Origin of the sequence: Pseudoalteromonas sp. S1609 (genome assembly GCF_005887255.1) — a bacterium.
Lineage (GTDB): Bacteria > Pseudomonadota > Gammaproteobacteria > Enterobacterales > Alteromonadaceae > Pseudoalteromonas.
In genome coordinates this window covers 57850-75361 of the sequence record NZ_PNDJ01000023.1, presented here as the reverse complement: position 1 = coordinate 75361, position 17512 = coordinate 57850, and the positions used below count along the sequence as shown (strand labels likewise).

14 protein-coding genes are annotated in these 17512 nt (G+C 40.5%); 11 read left to right on the top strand and 3 right to left on the bottom strand.

The window, feature by feature from the left end; translation table 11 throughout:
• Window positions 1–163: 163 nt before the first annotated feature.
• Both CWB76_RS07705 and CWB76_RS07700 read right to left on the bottom strand, forming a co-directional pair.
• Entirely contained in the window at window positions 164–970 is an 807-nt protein-coding gene (locus CWB76_RS07705; RefSeq protein WP_138606613.1) for an META domain-containing protein, read from the bottom strand.
• A gap of 126 nt (window positions 971–1096) precedes the next feature.
• The gene (locus tag CWB76_RS07700) at window positions 1097–1663 is read right to left on the bottom strand and encodes a PhnA domain-containing protein (protein ID WP_076921864.1); all 567 of its coding nucleotides are present in this window, start codon (window positions 1661–1663) and stop codon (window positions 1097–1099) included.
• A 265-nt stretch (window positions 1664–1928) separates the two neighbouring features.
• Between CWB76_RS07700 and CWB76_RS07695 the strand changes: the two genes are divergently transcribed.
• From CWB76_RS07695 to CWB76_RS07665, 7 genes are all read left to right on the top strand, one after another.
• The gene (locus CWB76_RS07695) at window positions 1929–3203 is read left to right on the top strand and encodes an EAL and HDOD domain-containing protein (RefSeq protein WP_109874049.1); all 1275 of its coding nucleotides are present in this window, start codon (window positions 1929–1931) and stop codon (window positions 3201–3203) included.
• A gap of 53 nt (window positions 3204–3256) precedes the next feature.
• On the top strand, window positions 3257–3865 hold the full coding sequence (locus CWB76_RS07690; RefSeq protein ID WP_138606611.1) for a paraquat-inducible protein A: 609 nt from the start codon (window positions 3257–3259) through the stop codon (window positions 3863–3865).
• A 63-nt stretch (window positions 3866–3928) separates the two neighbouring features.
• Entirely contained in the window at window positions 3929–4303 is a 375-nt protein-coding gene (locus tag CWB76_RS07685) for a hypothetical protein (protein WP_138606609.1), read from the top strand.
• Between the two features lie 108 nt (window positions 4304–4411).
• On the top strand, window positions 4412–5737 hold the full coding sequence (locus CWB76_RS07680) for a TolC family protein (RefSeq protein ID WP_138606607.1): 1326 nt from the start codon (window positions 4412–4414) through the stop codon (window positions 5735–5737).
• Complete coding sequence (locus tag CWB76_RS07675; protein WP_138606605.1) at window positions 5727–7226, top strand: efflux RND transporter periplasmic adaptor subunit; 1500 nt, start codon at window positions 5727–5729, stop codon at window positions 7224–7226. The genes CWB76_RS07680 and CWB76_RS07675 overlap by 11 nt, the downstream gene beginning before the upstream one ends.
• Window positions 7227–7234: 8 nt before the next feature.
• Window positions 7235–10351, top strand: coding sequence for an efflux RND transporter permease subunit (locus CWB76_RS07670; RefSeq protein WP_138606604.1), 3117 nt, complete (start codon window positions 7235–7237; stop codon window positions 10349–10351).
• Window positions 10352–10495: 144 nt separating this feature from the next.
• Window positions 10496–10951 carry a hypothetical protein gene (locus CWB76_RS07665; protein ID WP_138606602.1) on the top strand — a complete coding sequence of 152 codons (456 nt, stop codon included), beginning with the start codon at window positions 10496–10498 and terminating at the stop codon, window positions 10949–10951.
• Window positions 10952–11021: 70 nt separating this feature from the next.
• Here CWB76_RS07665 and CWB76_RS07660 read toward each other — a convergent pair whose 3' ends face one another.
• Window positions 11022–11528 (bottom strand): glycine cleavage system transcriptional repressor, encoded by a 507-nt coding sequence (locus tag CWB76_RS07660; protein WP_010391731.1) that lies wholly within the window; start codon window positions 11526–11528, stop codon window positions 11022–11024.
• A 421-nt stretch (window positions 11529–11949) separates the two neighbouring features.
• On the opposite strand from CWB76_RS07660, the gene CWB76_RS07655 reads away from it, so the two are divergent.
• From CWB76_RS07655 to phoU, 4 genes are read left to right on the top strand one after another with little or no spacing between them, the layout of a single operon-like run.
• Window positions 11950–14184: an ABC transporter permease subunit gene (locus CWB76_RS07655; RefSeq protein WP_138606601.1), complete on the top strand. Its 2235-nt coding sequence runs from the start codon at window positions 11950–11952 to the stop codon at window positions 14182–14184.
• A 15-nt stretch (window positions 14185–14199) separates the two neighbouring features.
• A complete protein-coding gene (gene pstA, locus CWB76_RS07650) occupies window positions 14200–15849 on the top strand; it encodes a phosphate ABC transporter permease PstA (RefSeq protein WP_138606599.1) in 1650 nt (549 codons plus the stop codon).
• A 19-nt stretch (window positions 15850–15868) separates the two neighbouring features.
• Window positions 15869–16696 (top strand): phosphate ABC transporter ATP-binding protein PstB, encoded by an 828-nt coding sequence (pstB, locus tag CWB76_RS07645; RefSeq protein WP_008114812.1) that lies wholly within the window; start codon window positions 15869–15871, stop codon window positions 16694–16696.
• 44 nt (window positions 16697–16740) lie between these two features.
• Window positions 16741–17442, top strand: coding sequence for a phosphate signaling complex protein PhoU (gene phoU, locus CWB76_RS07640; protein WP_010391735.1), 702 nt, complete (start codon window positions 16741–16743; stop codon window positions 17440–17442).
• Window positions 17443–17512 lie beyond the last annotated feature (70 nt).

The window sequence follows — 17512 nt, the reverse complement described above, 5'->3', positions numbered from 1 at the left end:
ATGCTGCTATATCGCCTATTTATGGGGAATAACCACACCACATAGGCTCTGCCTTGCCTAAATACCAAACAGACTGCTGCAAATTCAACCTTGAAAGATCAACAGCCCCTAGTTTAACTGGCTTATTTATTTGCTTAGATGTGGGGTATTGTTACGTTCTTAATCAAAAGTAAACAGCGTTAAAGGTAGCAAGTTGGTTGCCTGCCTCATTTTGTAATACTAATTTTTCACCATTAATTTGCCATTGCGTTGCTGCCTGAAGCACAGCCGCCATCGCGCTTTCTTGTTCCATATTGTCATGACACATTTTTTGCGTGATAGCTAACTGCGTAAAAGTCACTGCTTGCTTCGATACTTCATAACCGCCATTAAAGTTATTACATCCTAAAAAGCCGTGTACAGTGTTATCACTATTAAACTGAATAAATGGCTCTTTGGTATTCACTACAACAGGGTTGCCGTCGATTGAAACTGCTTTGAAGTAGGTGTTTACTAAGTCAACGTCTGGCTTTGGCGCTACTTTTGAAACAATAATCTCTAAAGGCTCTGATGAGGCCGTATTATCAAAAGGCGGGTTACTCGTTGTGCTGGTGTATAGCAAGTTTCCTTGATTATTAATGGTTGCACGCACGCTATAGCGGTGAGTTGGGTCAATCTTTTCAAGGTTATACTCAAGCTCTACTTTATAAGGCGGTGCGCCTACTAAATCAATTACCTGCTCAGAGATAACCGTTGCTGCCACATCCATTTTTGACACATCAACCAAGGTAACGGTTAGCTGTGAATTAGGCGCAATTAGGCTGCGATCTAAGTAACTAACTTGCACAGGTAAGGTGGTCATTGTTTGCGCCACAGCACTATTTTGCTGCGCTGCGTCATCGTTACATGCGCTCAGCATAAGTGTGCCACTTGCTAGAAAACACAAGCCTGCAATCGACTTTAACATTGAATTTGGCTTCGATGAGAACATAAGAGTTCCTTGATGGAGTATGGTATAAGGTCGCTAGCATACGGTTGAATTGCTTAATCATTGCTTAACTAGCAAATAAAGAAAGTCGAGATATAAAAAAAGGCGCTAGGCGCCTTGATTTATTACTTACTTTTTTACGTATTTAGTTAAAATTACAATACGCTGTCCATCAACACGTCCTTCAATATGTTCAGGGTTGCTGGTTAAGCCAATATTGCGCACGGCTGTACCGCGCTTTGCTGTTAAGCTGCTACCTTTCACATCTAAATCTTTTATTAACGTGACGGTGTCGCCAGCTTGTAGTACTACACCATTGCTATCAATGTGTTTAATATCATCATCTTCAGCAAGCGCTTGCTGCGCCCATGTTAATGTGTCTTCTTCAAGGTAAATCATATCTAGCGCGTCTTGTGCCCATCCGTTATCAGCTGCTAACTGAGTCAGCATGCGATAAGCAACAACCTGTACCGCAGGTGTTTGACTCCACATACTGTCATTTAAGCAATGCCAATGGGTCGGGGTTAAATCGCTATTGCCTTCAATTTGATCTTTACATGTTTGACAGGTGTAGATGCATTTATCTGAATGAGCTTCGGTAACAGGAGGAACTTCGTATACAGTTAGGTCGTCTGTTGCTGCGCAGAGTTCACATTGGTTACTGCTACGTTCTATTAAGGCTTGTTCAATGCTCATATAAGGGACTCTTTTTTGTGAGTTTATAAAAAATTAATAATCGCATTATACCTTATAACCATAACCTTTGGGTATGCTTAGAGCAGTTGTAAACTCAAAAACCCTATAAAAAATGAGGATACTAATAACTCTGCTCTAGGGTTATAGATTTAGTCTTATTTGTTTGTTTTTAATCTAATTAAAATTGCAGCAAGTCTTTAAAGTTTCACTATACTGGTTAAATAATAAAAAATAATGATGACATCACTGTTAAGTAGGAAGGTTAATGCCAAATAATCTAGAGGTAAAAAATTCATCTATTTTGGTTACTCAATATATTGCTAGGCAACCAATTTTTGACGGTGATAAAAGTATTTTTGCTTATGAGTTGCTCTATCGCGATTCAGTTAATAATGCTTTTCCTGTAGGAACAACTGACGGGCAAGCCACTGGGCGACTTTTTTTTAATGCGCTAATGCTGGTTGGCATAGAAAAGCTAACGCTCAATCAAACTGCGTTTATTAATTTATCGAGCGAGGGGCTTTTAGAGGATTTACCTAAATTATTACAGCCTGAGAATACTGTAATTGAAATTGTTGAGCGTACTGAAAATATAGAGCTTGTTGTTGAGAGAGTGACAGAGTTAAAAAAAGCAGGATATGTATTTGCGCTAGATGATTATGACTCACATGAAAAATGGCAACCATTACTCAGTTTGGTTGATTATATTAAGCTTGAAGTTGAAGAGCCCGTAATAAAAACCAGCATGTTGCTGAAAAAGCTCAAACGCAATTTTCCTAATATTAAAATAGTGGTAGAGCGAATTGAAACCTATGATGAATTTAGGCAGCTTAAAGAAGCTGGATGCGATTACTTTCAAGGGTTCTTTTTTGCACATCCAGAAATGTTAAGTTACAACAGTATCGAACCTCTAAAAATGGCTGTTTTAGACTTACTGCGTTGCACATCCCGCACAGATTTAGACTTTAATGAAATTAATCAACGCATTTCTAAAGATGTCGGTTTGACTGCACGCGTCCTAAAACTAGTGAATGCTCGCTCTGCTAATAAAAATTTAGTGATAACGTCTATTCCTCAGGCGGTTGTGTATTTAGGGGAAGATTCTATTAGAAAGTTTGTACGAGTATTGGCGCTAAGCGAACTTGGCTCAGACAAGCCCAGTGAACTTACTCGTTTAGGCTTATGTCGAGCGCAGTTCATGCAAATAATTTTAGAACCAGGCGGAAAAGTCATTGCAGAACAAGGTTATTTAGTCGGCTTAATGTCGGTGCTTGATGCTATTTTAGATATGGAACTGGAAGCTATTGCTAAAGAGTTTAGTTTAGGGGCTGAGTTATCTGGTGCACTATTAAGTTTTGAAGGGATGATGGGTAATTCTTTACATTTAATAAAAGCGGTAGAGGAAGATAATTGGCAATTGGCTAAAAAGTTGTTAGAAACTATTCGCCCAGCCTCGAATATTGAGACCGTATTTAGCGCCATGTTGGATGCACGCCAGTATGCGGATGAACTATTGGCCACTATTATTGAGCAAGACTAACGTATAACGTTTGGGTATGATTGGCACATATTGATTTTACTTAGTATTACACCATGCGTTTATTTTTACCTATTACCACTATTTTAATTGCCTTAGCTTTATTAATTCCCGGGGTGACTCAGCCCGTACTGAGTATGGAAGGTAAAATTGATAAGTCTAAACTTGCTGAGGCGGGCATCGAAATGTTGGCAGATGAAGGGAATCAAAACACCCGTAATATGCTAATGATGACCTCGAGTATATTGGGGTTAGATAAACTTGAAGGCGAGATCAGCGCTTATCAAAAAACGCGCAGTATTTGGGGCACCGTTAACGAACTGGCCGATAACAAAAACTACTTAGTGGCGATACTAGTGGCGTTTTTTTCAATGGTGATCCCAACAATTAAGCTGCTGCTTCAATTGTTGTATTGTGTGCTGAAGGAGACTTCGTTTAAGCACAATCTTGGTAAGGTGATTATCGGTTTAAGTAAATGGAGTATGGTGGATGTGTTTGTTATTGCATTAATAGTGGCTTACATGGCTGGTAATACAAACGCGAACTCAGAAGATTTACTAAATATGCATGCTGAGTTTGGTACTGGTTTTTGGTATTTTACCGGCTATTGCTTGTTCGCCATTGCGGCCAGTAGCTTCATAAAGCCAGTAGTAAAAACCAGTTAATTATTGAGTTTTAAACACAGTTCTCATAAACTTTAAACGTCTATTTATTTTTAGGTTAATTCATTGCAACGTATTTACTGTATTTTACTCACGCTAACTTTGTTACTCACTTTTGTGGGTCAAGCCGTTGCGTCTGTATCTATGGTATGTGATATGCCGCATATGAACATGGCAACCCATGCATCGATGCAGCATAGTGAGATGGCAATGAGCGACGACGCTGATACAACAACCATGTCTATGGATTGCTGTAGTGAGCAAAGCACGTTAACCCAAGATTGCAGTTGCCCGATGAGTGCTTGTAGTTCGCATTCAGTCTTGCATGTAAACTCACTATTTATAGCCTCCAAATTATCCTCTGAAAAAGTGCAACATGCTGTAGTACAGCATCAAGCTAACTTTGCACGTTCTCTTTACCGTCCTCCTATGCCTGCATAATCGCAGGGTAGGTGTATTTAAAATCTAGTTATTTAGCTTTTTGTCATCTATCTGCTTATAAATTTAATCGTTTTCATTCGTTATTTTTAAATTTAAGTGGAGCAAGTGATGAATCACTTCGCAGTATTAAAATCCTTGTGTATAAGTAGCTTGTTGAGTATTAGTGTCTCTGTACACAGTGCTGAACTAGGTTTAAATGAGGCAATAAACTATGCCTTAAACCATGAGCCTTGGCTTCAAGCCAGTAAGCAAAAACAATCATCAATTGAAGCAAAAAGTATTGCCGCAGGAACCTTACCTGATCCAGTGCTTACATTAGGGTTAATGAACCTACCAACTAATGGTTTTGCTTTTGATCAAGAAAATATGACCCAATTTAAGGTGGGAATTAGCCAATCACTGAGCCGAGGCGATAGTCTAGCACTTCAACAAAAGGCCCTTTCTCAGTCAGCTGCAGCAGAGCCTTGGCTGCGTAAAGATAGACTCGCGCAAGTAAAAACCATAGTTACTGAGTCATGGCTCAATGCTTATAGAGCGCAACGAAGCATTGCACTAATTGAGCAAGATAAAGCTTTGTTTACCCAGCTCATTGATATTACAGAATCAAGCTATGTAAGCTCGGTGGGCAAAACACGCCAACAAGATATTATTCGAGCGCAATTAGAGTTAACCCGCCTTGAAGATAAATTAATGCAACTGGAGCAGCAGCTACAAGGTGCTAAAAAGCGGCTAACACAATGGTTGCCTATCGCTATGCTGAGCTTGCCTGTCAGTGATGACTTTTCAGAGCTTACAGCATTAAAAAACTACACCGAGTTAGAGTATCAGCAATTAATGACCATGCTATTAAAGCACCCTGCAATTATGGCAATGGATAATGCAATAGTGGCAAAGCAAACTCAAATTAGTGTGGCTGAGCAAGGCTATAAACCTCAAATTGGCGTTAATATGGGGTACGGTTATCGTGATGACATGCCAATGGGTGGCGCGCGAGCAGACCTTCTCTCTGTGGGTATAAGTATTGATTTACCGCTGTTTACCGATAACCGCCAAGACCAACTAGTAAATGCTGCCATTGCTGATAGCGAAGAAGCTAAAACACAAAAATTAATAGCCCTTAAAAAGCTACAAGGGATGTACTTTAAGGAAGTTAGCCAGTTAGCGCGGCTTCATCAGCGCGCCGAACTTTATCAAGCCAAGCTGCTGCCGCAAATGGCTGAGCAAGCTCAAGCGACCCTAAATGCCTACACTCGCGATGATGGTAATTTCTCAGATGTGATGCAAGCGCGTATTAGTCAATTAAATGCCAAGATAGACGCCCTAAACATTCATGTTGATCAAAAGATAATTATTGCAAGGTTAAATTATTACGCCAGTGCTGATGATACCAGCTTAAAAAACACACCACAGCAGGAGCCGAGCTATGAATACTAATTTAAAATTATTACTGGTGGCTATATGTAGTGCGGCATTAACTACGGGGATATTATTAAGCTTACCTAGTGAGCACTCTATGCCAACTGACAGTAAAGCCAGTAGTAAAAAAGAGCCGCTTTATTGGGTCGCACCTATGGACAGTAATTATCGCCGAGATGAACCTGGTTTATCGCCCATGGGCATGGATTTAGTGCCTGTTTACGAAGAGTCAGACCGTGGGGCTAATGAAGGGCCAGGCAGTATTAAAATTTCACCCACAGTGATTAATAATTTAGGTGTGCGTACTACCCCTGTTGCGTTTGCTGCACTTGAAAATGAAGTTAACACGGTAGGTTATGTACAATACAACCAAGACCAGCTAATTCATATTCATCCGCGCGTAGAGGGATGGGTCGAAACCTTATACGTTAAAGCCGCGGGTGATCAGGTTAAACAAGATGAGCCACTTTATACCTTATATTCACCACAGTTAGTGAATGCACAAGAAGAGTTTGTTTTAGCGTTGAAGCGTAATAATCCGGTGCTAATTCGTGCCGCTAAAGCCCGTTTAAAATCACTCAATGTGTCTGATGGCTTTATTTCACGCCTGCAAAAAGGTCAGCAAGTACTGCAAAACATAACATTTTATGCCCGCCAAGGTGGTGTTGTTGATGAGCTTAATATTCGTGAAGGATTTTATGTTAAACCTGATACCTCAATGATGAGTATTGCTCAGCTTGATGAAGTATGGGTTGAGGCTGAGGTATTTGAGCGCCAAGCAGAACTTATCCGTGTTGGCTTGCCTGTAACCATGACACTCGATTATTTAAGTGGCCAACGCTGGCAAGGGCAAGTGGATTATATTTACCCTACCTTAGATGCTAAAAATCGTACTTTAAGAGTACGTTTGCGCTTTGATAACCAAGGCCATCAGTTAAAGCCTAATATGTTTGCTCAAGTCAGTATTCATAGTCAAGTAGCTGAAAAACAGTTAATCGTACCTAAAGAAGCTGTTATTCGCACTGGTAGCCAAAACCGTGTTGTAGTTGCACTTGGGGAAGGTCGTTTTAAATCGGTCGAGGTAACTTTAGGGCGAAGTGATGCGGCTAATACCGAAATTTTATCAGGTGTTATGGCAGACGATGAAGTGGTTACTTCAGCACAGTTTTTAATTGATTCAGAGTCGAGTAAAAACTCTGACTTTAAACGTATGCAAGCAGTTTCGCATAACAGTATGCAAATGAGTGATGCCAACCCAAATACGGCAACTGTAAATGGAGTAATTAATAGTATTGATGCTAATAATCGTATTGTGAATATCAGCCGTGAGGCAATTGAAAAGTGGGGCCGAGGACCTGCAACAATGGACTTTATGCTAGCAAAAAATTTAATGACTGAGATGCTCAAGCCTAATGATGAAGTTACTTTTACCTTTAGCATTGAGCAAGGTGAATTTGTGATTCATACAATAACGCCTGTGCATGCTTCGCACAGTCAGCATCACTAGGAGTGGTTATGATTACTGCAATTATTCGCTGGTCTGTTGTTAACCGTTTTTTTGTTTTGTTACTAACCGCAATACTGATTGGTGGTGGCTTGTATGCTGTAAAAAATACGCCTGTAGATGCCTTACCCGATTTATCAGATGTACAGGTTATTGTTAAAACCTCTTATCCTGGGCAAGCGCCGCAAGTAGTGCAAGATCAGGTTACATTTCCTATAACCACGGCAATGCTATCGGTACCTGGGGCGCAAACAGTACGCGGTTTTTCGTTTTTTGGTGACTCCTACGTGTACGTTATTTTTGACGAAGACACTGATTTATACTGGGCGAGAAGTCGTGTTCAGGAATATCTAAGTCAAGTATCTGCCCGTTTGCCTAGTACGGCAATTGCAGAGCTTGGCCCCGATGCCACCGGCGTTGGCTGGGTGTATTTATATGCACTCACTGATACCACCGGTAAGCATGGCATCAGCCAATTACGCAGTTTACAAGATTGGTTTTTAAAATTTGAACTGCAAACTGTACCTGGTGTGTCCGAAGTGGCATCGGTAGGCGGCATGGTTAAACAATACCAAGTAAACGTTCAGCCCGATAAGCTTCGTGCTTATGGTATTCCGCTAAGCCTTATTCAAACTGCCATTAAGCAAGGTAATCAAGAAATGGGTGCATCGGTAGTTGAGATGGCAGAAGCTGAATACATGGTCACCAGTACTGGCTACGTAAAAAGTGTTGCTGATTTAGAAGCCATTCCTTTAGGTATAAACGCTAACGGTACTGCGCTACAGTTACGTGATGTTGCTAATGTGCGTTTAGGTCCGCAAATGCGCCGCGGTGTTGCCGAGCTTAATGGCGAAGGCGAGGTGGCAGGTGGCGTAGTGGTTATGCGCTTTGGTGAAAACGCGCAAAAAACCATAGAGCTCGTTAAAGCTAAATTAGAGTCACTTAAAAAAGGGCTACCAGAGGGGGTTGAAATTGTACCTGTGTACGACCGCTCTCATTTAATAAAAGACGCAGTTGATAACCTCACCTCTAAATTAATGGAAGAGCTTATTGTAGTGGCTTTAGTGTGTGTGGTGTTTTTATTTCATGTACGCTCATCTTTGGTGGCTATTATTACCTTACCGTTAGGCATACTCACCGCTTTTATTATTATGTACTGGCAGGGTATTAACGCCAATATCATGTCATTAGGCGGGATTGCTATAGCGATTGGTGCTATGACCGATGGTGCGATTGTGATGATTGAAAATATGCACAAGCACATGGAGAAACAGCCACTAACAGATGAAAACCGTTGGCAAGTGGTGATTGATTCTGCCAGTGAAGTTGGGCCTGCGTTATTTTTTAGCTTATTAATAATTACAGTGAGTTTTATGCCGGTATTTATTTTAGAAGCTCAGGAAGGGCGAATGTTTGCGCCATTAGCGTATACAAAAACCTATGCAATGGCAGCTTCTGCTGGATTAGCAATTACCTTAGTACCCGTACTGATGGGTTATTTCATTCGTGGTAAGGTGATCTCTGAAAATAAAAATCCAGTTAACCGTTTACTGGTAAATAGTTATAAGCCGCTGTTAAATTTAGTATTAAAATTTCCGAAAAGTACCTTGCTGATTGCGCTAGTTATTACTTTAATGGGCTTTTATCCGATAAATAAAATAGGCAGTGAATTTATTCCACCTCTTGATGAGGGGGATCTAATGTATATGCCGACTACTTATCCAGGAATTTCAATAGGTAAGGCGCGCGAGCTATTGCAGCAAACCGACAAGTTGATTGCCACTGTGCCCGAGGTGAAAACCGTATTTGGTAAAATTGGACGAGCGGAAACGGCAACCGATCCGGCACCACTGACCATGATTGAAACCTTTATACAGTTTAAGCCTAAGGATCAGTGGCGCGAAGGCATGACCACTGAAAAGCTCAAACAAGAGCTGGATACTTTAGTTAAATTTCCTGGGCTAACTAACGCTTGGGTAATGCCAATTAAAACGCGGATAGATATGCTGGCTACAGGGATTAAAACCCCTGTGGGTATAAAAGTCGCGGGCCCTAATTTGAATGAAATTCAAAAAATAGGTCAACAAATAGAGGTATTACTTAAAGATTTTCCCGGTACGGCGTCTGTTTACTCAGAGCGTGTAGCGGGTGGGCGTTATATTAAGGTAGATATTAACCGTGAAAAAGCAGCGCGCTACAGTTTAAATATTGCTGATGTGCAACAAGTAGTCGCAACCGCAATTGGTGGCATGAACGTGACTGAAACGGTTGAGGGTCAAGAGCGCTACCCTGTAAATCTTCGTTATCCGCAAGCGTACCGTGACTCCCCTGAAGAACTGATGCTTTTACCTATTGTTACTCCAACGGGTCAACGTATCGCACTTGCTGATGTGGCGGATGTATTTATTAGTGATGGCCCGCCTGGGATAAAAAGTGAAAATGCCCGTTTAAATGGTTGGAGCTTTATTGATATTAAAGATACAGATATTGGTAGCTATGTAGCAAATGCTCAGCAGTTACTAAACGAGCAGCTAATTTTACCTGCTGGATACTCTATAACTTGGGCTGGGCAATACGAATATATGGAGCGTGCCAAAGCCAAACTGAGTTATGTGTTGCCGCTGACCTTAGCCATTATTGTAGTATTGCTTTACCTTAACTTTAGAAGTTTCACCGAGGTATTTATTATTATGGCGACTTTACCACTGGCGATGATAGGAGGTATCTGGCTAATGTACTTAGAAGGCTTTAATTTCTCTGTTGCTGTAGGAGTCGGCTTTATTGCCCTTGCTGGGGTGGCCGTAGAAATAGGCGTTATAATGTTGGTGTATTTAAATCAAGCCTACAAAGCGCAGATAGAGGCTGCTTCTAAAATTGGTAAAAGCTTGAGTATAGAGCAGCTTAAACAGGCGATACTAGAAGGTGCGGGTCTACGAGTACGTCCGGTAATGATGACAGTGGCAACCATAGTGATTGGCTTATTACCGGTGCTTTATGGTACAGGCACGGGCAGTGAAGTAATGAGTCGAATAGCCGCTCCTATGGTCGGCGGCATGTTTAGCGCCATTGTTTTAACATTGCTGGTATTGCCTGCTGTGTATTTATTGTGGCGAAAGCGCAACCTATAATATTTACACTGATTATGTAACTTGTACTGAAAATATCAGTACAAGTTAGGCAATCTTTTCTTTATCTACTGATTTTGTTGAATTTCTTATTGGCATGATTCACGCATCTATTTAATCAATAGTTTTAAAAAGTAAGGAACGCACATGCAAGTTAAAACAATTCAAGAAGTGTTCGATTGGACCGTTCAGTTTCATACACAAATGGCGGCTAATTTTTTTAGCGTAAGGGATTTACTTGGAGAGCATAATAAACAGTTAATTGATTATTGTGTTGAGTATGAAAAAAAACTTGCTGAGGATTTAATCGGGTTTAAAGCAATCACTGAAATAAATACTTTAGATACATATTGTTATGAATATTTTTCAGAGCACTCAGAAATCATTAGCTTTACTGATTTAGATCGCAGTAATGAGCTAGATGAATTAGCGATTCAAGAGTATTTATCTCAGCAGCATCAAAAAGTATTAAATGCATATAGTTATTTGGCAGATAAAGCGCAGTCACCAGAGGCTCAAGAAAAGCTAGGGGAGATCTTACAGCTCGAAGAGCAAGGTCTGAAGCAGATGATGCAAAGTATTAACCGTCATGTAGATATGTAGCACTGGGTGTTATGCATAAAAAAGGCGCTATAATTAGCGCCTTTTTCGTGTTCATACTAGTAGGGCTGATTTAGCTTTGCTCTACATCCACTACTAAGTCACTTGTAATTGACTCAAGTGCATTAATAACTTCTTCTTTATTCAATCCGTTGGGCAGGCTCACGGTGGCAACAGCACTAAATATAGGCACTCCCCAGTTTGGCGCACTTTGCTGCCTAGAGTTTAAGTTTGTAATGTTCGCGCCTTTATGGCGAATAACACTTGCTAGCTCTTGCACTATACCAGGGCGATCGTTACCGGTGATCACAAAATTAAGTTGCTCAAGCTCTACAGGCTCAATTTCAGTGTTGCCCTTTTCAATGCGAACATCTAACTTAGGAAGCCCATTGAGCGCATTTTGAAATGTCTGTAAATGCTCTTCAGCCACTTCAACCTGTATAATGCCTGCAAAGTGCCCGAGTAAGTGACTCAAATTACTGCTTAACCAATTGCCATGGTTTTCTAATATAACCGATGAAATACTTTCTACTAAACCGGGGCGATCTTCCCCTAAAATAGTTATTACCAACTGCTTCATAATAGTTCTCTTTTTAAGCCCAAATGAAAAAATAAATGCATAGGCATTAAGTGATGCGATCTAATGTATTTGATTCTAAATGTATGTAAAAGCTAACCACAAAAGGATTGTTACATCTTAGGAGGTTACTTTATTATTGTTATATTAGATGCCCATTGAGTATTGTCTTGGATAAATAGTTTGTCCAATTAATAATTGATTTAGTTCATTAATAACGCAAAAATAAATATAACCACTAAAATAAATAATTCTTTAGTATTATTTTAAGTTGTAATTTTGCCTAAAACCTGCTCAAAAAGCTGTAAATTTAATCTGCAAAGATGAACAGACTCTCTATAAGTAAAGAATTATTACGACTGTAACATTACTGTCACTTTGATGAAATATAATGCGCCCAACGTTAAGATATAAGGGTGTTTTGATGACTTCAAATCCGAATAAACCGACTTTTAATACGGATCGAAGCCGTCTATTTAAAGACCGGTTTGCTAAGTTTGGCATAACCGCAGGCGGTATAATGGTATTAATAGCGCTGCTATTGATCTTCTTTTACCTTCTTTATGTAGTGCAGCCCATTTTCGAGTCAGCCAAAGTTGAAAAGCGCGCTAGCTTTAATGTTGCTAATGCTGAGCAAATAGTAGGGCTTGGTGTCGAGGAGCAAACTGAGGTTGCATATTTACTTGATGATCAAGGTCAAGTTAACTTCTACAGTGTTGATAAAGCACAGTTTGGTAAAAAACTAAAAACACTCAATGCCACTTTATCCGCGCGGGTAACCAGTTTTGCAAACAGTGCTCCTTTTCAAGGGCATTATGCGTATGGTTTAGAAAATGGCACCGTAACTATTGTCGCGCCTAAGTTTTTAGTCACCTTCCCTAATAATGAGCGTAAGCTAACTCCGCGTTTAGGTTATCCTCTGGGTGAAATGGCACTCGAAGTTGATGAGCAAGGTACAGCTATTAAGCGTTTTGCCTTTAGCCATTATGAAGACAAAACAGCCGTTGTGGCACTTACTGCCGATAAACGTGTGGTATTTAGTAGCTTTGTAGCCGAAGAAAATATGTTTACCGGTGAAGTTGAATGGCAAGTGGAACGCACCGAGCTTAACGTTGATGGTCGCGTAGATGAGCTATTAATGTCGCCAGATACCACCCGCACCTTTGTTCGTTCTGCCAATCAAATTTATGTATTCGATACCCGCTATCCAAGTGAAGTTGAGCAAATTCAATTATTATCTGCCAATGAAGAAAACGCGAATATAGTGTCATCACAACTATTGGCTGGTGCAAACTCACTGATGTTGGCCAATGATAACGGTGAAATATCCCAGTGGTTTGAAATCAATACAGACTCAGGGCGTGAATTTCAAAAAATCCGTTCGTTTGAAACTACCAAACAAAGCAAGCTGAATATTTTTACTGAATTTTATCGTCGTACCTTTTTTACAACGGGTCAAAATGGTGAATTAGGGCTTTATTACACCACCAGTGAAGCAAAGTTATGGCAAGGTAAAGTCAGTGATGGTGAAATTGAACAGTTTGCTATTGCTCCGCGTTCAAATGCGGCGCTAATTTTAGCTGATAACAAGCTGACGGTTTTAGAAATTCATAACGAGCATCCAGAAGTAACGTGGTCAGCGCTTTGGCAAGAAGTATGGTACGAAGGCTACCCTGAGCCCGGCTATATTTGGCAATCTACCTCTGCCAGTGATGATTTTGAATCGAAGTTTTCACTAGTGCCAATTTCATTTGGTACTTTAAAAGCTGCTATGTACGCAATGTTATTTGCTGTACCTATTGCTATTTCAGCCGCTATTTATACCGCTTATTTTATGTCGAGCGAATTGCGCCGTGTGGTAAAGCCAACGGTTGAAATAATGGAAGCTCTGCCTACGGTAATACTCGGCTTTTTAGCTGGCTTGTGGTTAGCGCCTTTAATTGAAGAGCACTTGCCGGCTATTGTTGGTTTACTGGTGTTACTGCCATTGGGTATTTTAGCAACCGCGTTAGGCTGGAACAAATTACCTGCGGTTATTCGCCATAAAATCCCTGAAGGCTCACATTCAATTTTATTAATACCTGTGGTGTTATTTATTGGTTGGTTGTCGTTTGCGATGAGCGAAAGTATTGAGTTATGGATGTTTGATGGCAATGTGCGTCAATACCTAACCAATGAATTAGGCATGACCTTCGATCAGCGTAATTCATTAGTAGTGGGTATCGCGATGGGCTTTGCGGTTATTCCAACTATTTTCTCAATTGCCGAAGATGCGGTATTTAGTGTGCCTAAACATTTATCAAATGGCTCGTTAGCATTAGGTGCTACGCAGTGGCAAACCCTCATTCGTGTGGTGTTATTAACCGCTAGCCCAGGTATTTTTTCTGCGGTAATGATGGGGTTAGGTCGTGCCGTAGGCGAGACTATGATTGTACTTATGGCTACCGGTAATACCCCAATTATGGATTGGAGTATTTTCCAAGGCATGCGTACCTTAGCCGCTAATATCGCCGTCGAAATGCCTGAGTCGGAAGTAGGGAGTTCGCATTACCGAATTCTATTCTTAGCCGCCTTTGTATTATTCATATTCACCTTTATTTTCAACACAGTTGCTGAGTTTGTTCGTCAGCAGCTGCGTGAAAAATACAGCTCAATGTAAGTGGAGAAACACGACATGGTAAAGCAGTGGTTTAGGTCTGGTTCTCCTTGGATTTGGATGACCGGTGGTGCTGTCAGCATCAGTTTAATTTCAGTAATTGGTTTACTCGCCATGATTGCATGGAAGGGACTAAGCTTTTTTTGGCCATCTCAAGTTATGCAGTATGAGCTTGAAGGTTCAATTGCGAAGCAAACCGTTATTGGTGAAATTTATGACCGTGAATTAGTACCTAAGTCGCGTTTAGCGGCAACCGGTATTGATGTTTCTAAATTTGAAAAAGACGAGGTTGAGCGTTTACTAATTAAAACAGGTAACCGTGAGTATGTTGATTTAGATTTTCGCTGGATACTCGAAACCGATATCAAACAAAGCTCAGCGCCTAAAGCGCTTGCGGTGTTTGAGCGCAGTAAAAACGGTAATTTCTACGGGTATGTAGAAAGCGTCATTAAAGACGGTCAGGCGGTAACAGCAGATAAAGTTGAAACCTTACATGATCTTGTAGAGCGTGCGGTTGACTTAAACGACGAAGCGCTTGATTTACAAAATGGCGACATAGGGCATATTAACTATGAGCTAGAGCGTTTACGTTTACAGGAAAAAGCCTACTTGCTTGATAACGAGCTAACCGACGAGCGTGTTGCTGAACTTGCTCAAGCGCGTGCTGATTTACGTTCGCAATATGGCGAATTAGAAAAAGAGCTATTTGCACTGCGTAAACAAGCTAAACGTGACCAAGTAACCGTAAAAGATATGCGTGGTGAGGTTGTTACAATCCCGCTATATCAAGTGTTGGACGTATGGTTTCCAAACGACATGGGCTTTTTTGCTAAACTAGGTCATTACTTTGTGCAGTTAGGTAAGTTTGTTTCAGATGACCCACGTGAAGCCAATACCGAAGGTGGCGTATTTCCTGCTATTTTTGGTACGGTATTTATGGTGATGTTAATGGCTGTGATTGTAACGCCATTTGGCGTGGTTGCTGCTATTTACTTACATGAGTATGCGGCTAAAAACGCAATTACTAAAATGATCCGTATTGCGGTTATTAACTTGGCGGGTGTTCCGTCTATTGTATACGGCGTATTTGGCTTAGGTTTCTTTGTTTATATGGTTGGTGGTAGTGTTGACCAATTATTTTATCCTGAGTCATCGCCTACCCCTGTATTTGGTACTCCTGGCGTGATGTGGTCGGCACTTACCTTGGCTATATTAACGTTGCCTGTGGTAATAGTGTCAACCGAAGAAGGTTTATCTCGTATTCCTAGTACAGTACGCGATGGTTCATTAGCTCTGGGTGCGACTAAGGTAGAAACGCTATGGCGAATCATTATTCCTATGGCCAGCCCTGCAATTATGACGGGATTAATTTTAGCGGTTGCTCGTGCTGCGGGTGAAGTTGCACCGCTTATGCTGGTGGGTGTGGTAAAAATGGCGCCAACGTTACCGCTTGATGGTAACTTCCCATATATACATTTAGACAGAAAGTTCATGCACTTAGGTTTTCATATTTACGATGTTGGCTTTCAAAGTCCGAACGTTGAAGCGGCGCGTCCACTGGTATATGCAACGGCCTTTTTGTTAGTGTCGGTTATTATTACCCTTAACATCACAGCCATTGGTATACGTAACCATTTACGTGAAAAATTCAGATCGCTTGAGCATTAATTTAGTATAGGTAACAAACATGATTACAGTCGCTCCAAAAGTAAACCAAGCAAAGCCAAGCTTGAAGTTAGATTTAAATAATTTAACAGACGAACAAAAAGCGCTAGAAATTAAAGATCTCGACCTTTACTACGGTGATAAACAAGCACTGAGTAAAGTAAATATGAATATTCCTAAAGGCCAAGTAACAGCATTTATCGGCCCGTCAGGTTGTGGTAAATCAACCTTATTACGTTGTATTAACCGCATGAACGACTTGGTTGATATTTGTCGTATTGAAGGCGAAATCATGCTGCATGGACAGAATATTTACGATAAAAGCGTTGATGTTGCAGCCCTTCGTCGTAATGTCGGCATGGTGTTTCAGCGTCCAAACCCATTTCCAAAATCAATTTATGAGAATGTGGTTTACGGCCTTCGCCTGCAAGGCATTAAAGAAAAGCGTAAGCTAGATGAAGTGGTAGAACAATCGCTACGTGGTGCGGCTCTTTGGGATGAAGTAAAAGACCGACTGCACGATAGCGCATTTGGTTTATCGGGTGGTCAGCAGCAACGTTTAGTTATAGCCCGCTCTATTGCGATAGAGCCTGAGGTATTACTACTTGATGAACCAACATCAGCACTCGACCCGATTTCAACCTTAGTAATCGAAGAGCTAATTAATGATTTAAAGAATAAGTTTACCGTGGTTATTGTTACTCACAACATGCAACAAGCGGCTCGTGTTTCTGATCAAACAGCGTTTATGTATATGGGTGAGCTGATTGAGTATTCAGATACTAATACTTTATTTACGACGCCTACGAAGAAAAAAACAGAAGATTATATTACTGGTCGTTACGGCTAGTCGGGTTAAAACGCGAAAGCAATGAATTATTAAAGAAGGTCATTATGGAACACAACATTAATAAACATATTTCTGGTCGTTTTAATCAAGAGCTAGAAGATGTTCGTAACCATGTACTAAGTATGGGTGGATTAGTTGAGCAGCAACTTAATAGTGCGCTTGATGCAGTAAGCCAAAACGATGCGGTATTAGCACAAAAAGTACGTGAAAACGACTATAAAGTTAATGCAATGGAAGTCAGTATTGATGAAGATTGCACCCGTATTATTGCAAAGCGCCAACCTGCAGCCAGTGATTTGCGTTTAGTAATTGCAATAGCAAAAACCATTGCTGATTTAGAAAGAATTGGCGATGAAGCTAAGCGAATTGCTAAAGTTGCACTAGACTCATTTACTAAGGATCAACAAGATTTATTAGTAAACATTGAAAATATGGGTCGCCAAGTATCTAAAATGTTGCATGACGTTTTAGATGCATTTGCACGTATGGATGTGCAACGCGCATTTGAAGTGCATAAAGAGGATGCTAAAGTAGATAGAGAGTATGAAGCAATTACTCGTCAAATAATGACCTACATGATGGAAGATCCGCGCTCAATTCCAAAAATTATGGATTTAGTATGGTCTGTTCGCTCATTAGAGCGTATCGGCGATCGTTGTCAAAACATCGCTGAATATGTCATTTATTTTGTAAACGGCAAAGATATTCGTCATACATCTCAAGAAGATATTGAAAAATCACTGTAGTGATACGAATAACCAAAAAATATCAAAGGCAGTAATACACTGCCTTTTTTATTTTTTGTAAATAATTGAA

Bases quoted from the DNA above. Each gene is read 5' to 3' on its own strand.
- CWB76_RS07705 (WP_138606613.1), bottom strand. From the start codon at position 970: ATGTTCTCATCGAAGCCAAATTCAATGTTAAAGTCGATTGCAGGCTTG.
- CWB76_RS07700 (WP_076921864.1), bottom strand. From the start codon at position 1,663: ATGAGCATTGAACAAGCCTTAATAGAACGTAGCAGTAACCAATGTGAA.
- CWB76_RS07695 (WP_109874049.1), top strand. From the start codon at position 1,929: ATGCCAAATAATCTAGAGGTAAAAAATTCATCTATTTTGGTTACTCAA.
- CWB76_RS07690 (WP_138606611.1), top strand. From the start codon at position 3,257: ATGCGTTTATTTTTACCTATTACCACTATTTTAATTGCCTTAGCTTTA.
- CWB76_RS07680 (WP_138606607.1), top strand. From the start codon at position 4,412: ATGAATCACTTCGCAGTATTAAAATCCTTGTGTATAAGTAGCTTGTTG.
- CWB76_RS07675 (WP_138606605.1), top strand. From the start codon at position 5,727: ATGAATACTAATTTAAAATTATTACTGGTGGCTATATGTAGTGCGGCA.
- CWB76_RS07670 (WP_138606604.1), top strand. From the start codon at position 7,235: ATGATTACTGCAATTATTCGCTGGTCTGTTGTTAACCGTTTTTTTGTT.
- CWB76_RS07665 (WP_138606602.1), top strand. From the start codon at position 10,496: ATGCAAGTTAAAACAATTCAAGAAGTGTTCGATTGGACCGTTCAGTTT.
- CWB76_RS07660 (WP_010391731.1), bottom strand. From the start codon at position 11,528: ATGAAGCAGTTGGTAATAACTATTTTAGGGGAAGATCGCCCCGGTTTA.
- CWB76_RS07655 (WP_138606601.1), top strand. From the start codon at position 11,950: ATGACTTCAAATCCGAATAAACCGACTTTTAATACGGATCGAAGCCGT.
- pstA (WP_138606599.1), top strand. From the start codon at position 14,200: ATGGTAAAGCAGTGGTTTAGGTCTGGTTCTCCTTGGATTTGGATGACC.
- pstB (WP_008114812.1), top strand. From the start codon at position 15,869: ATGATTACAGTCGCTCCAAAAGTAAACCAAGCAAAGCCAAGCTTGAAG.
- phoU (WP_010391735.1), top strand. From the start codon at position 16,741: ATGGAACACAACATTAATAAACATATTTCTGGTCGTTTTAATCAAGAG.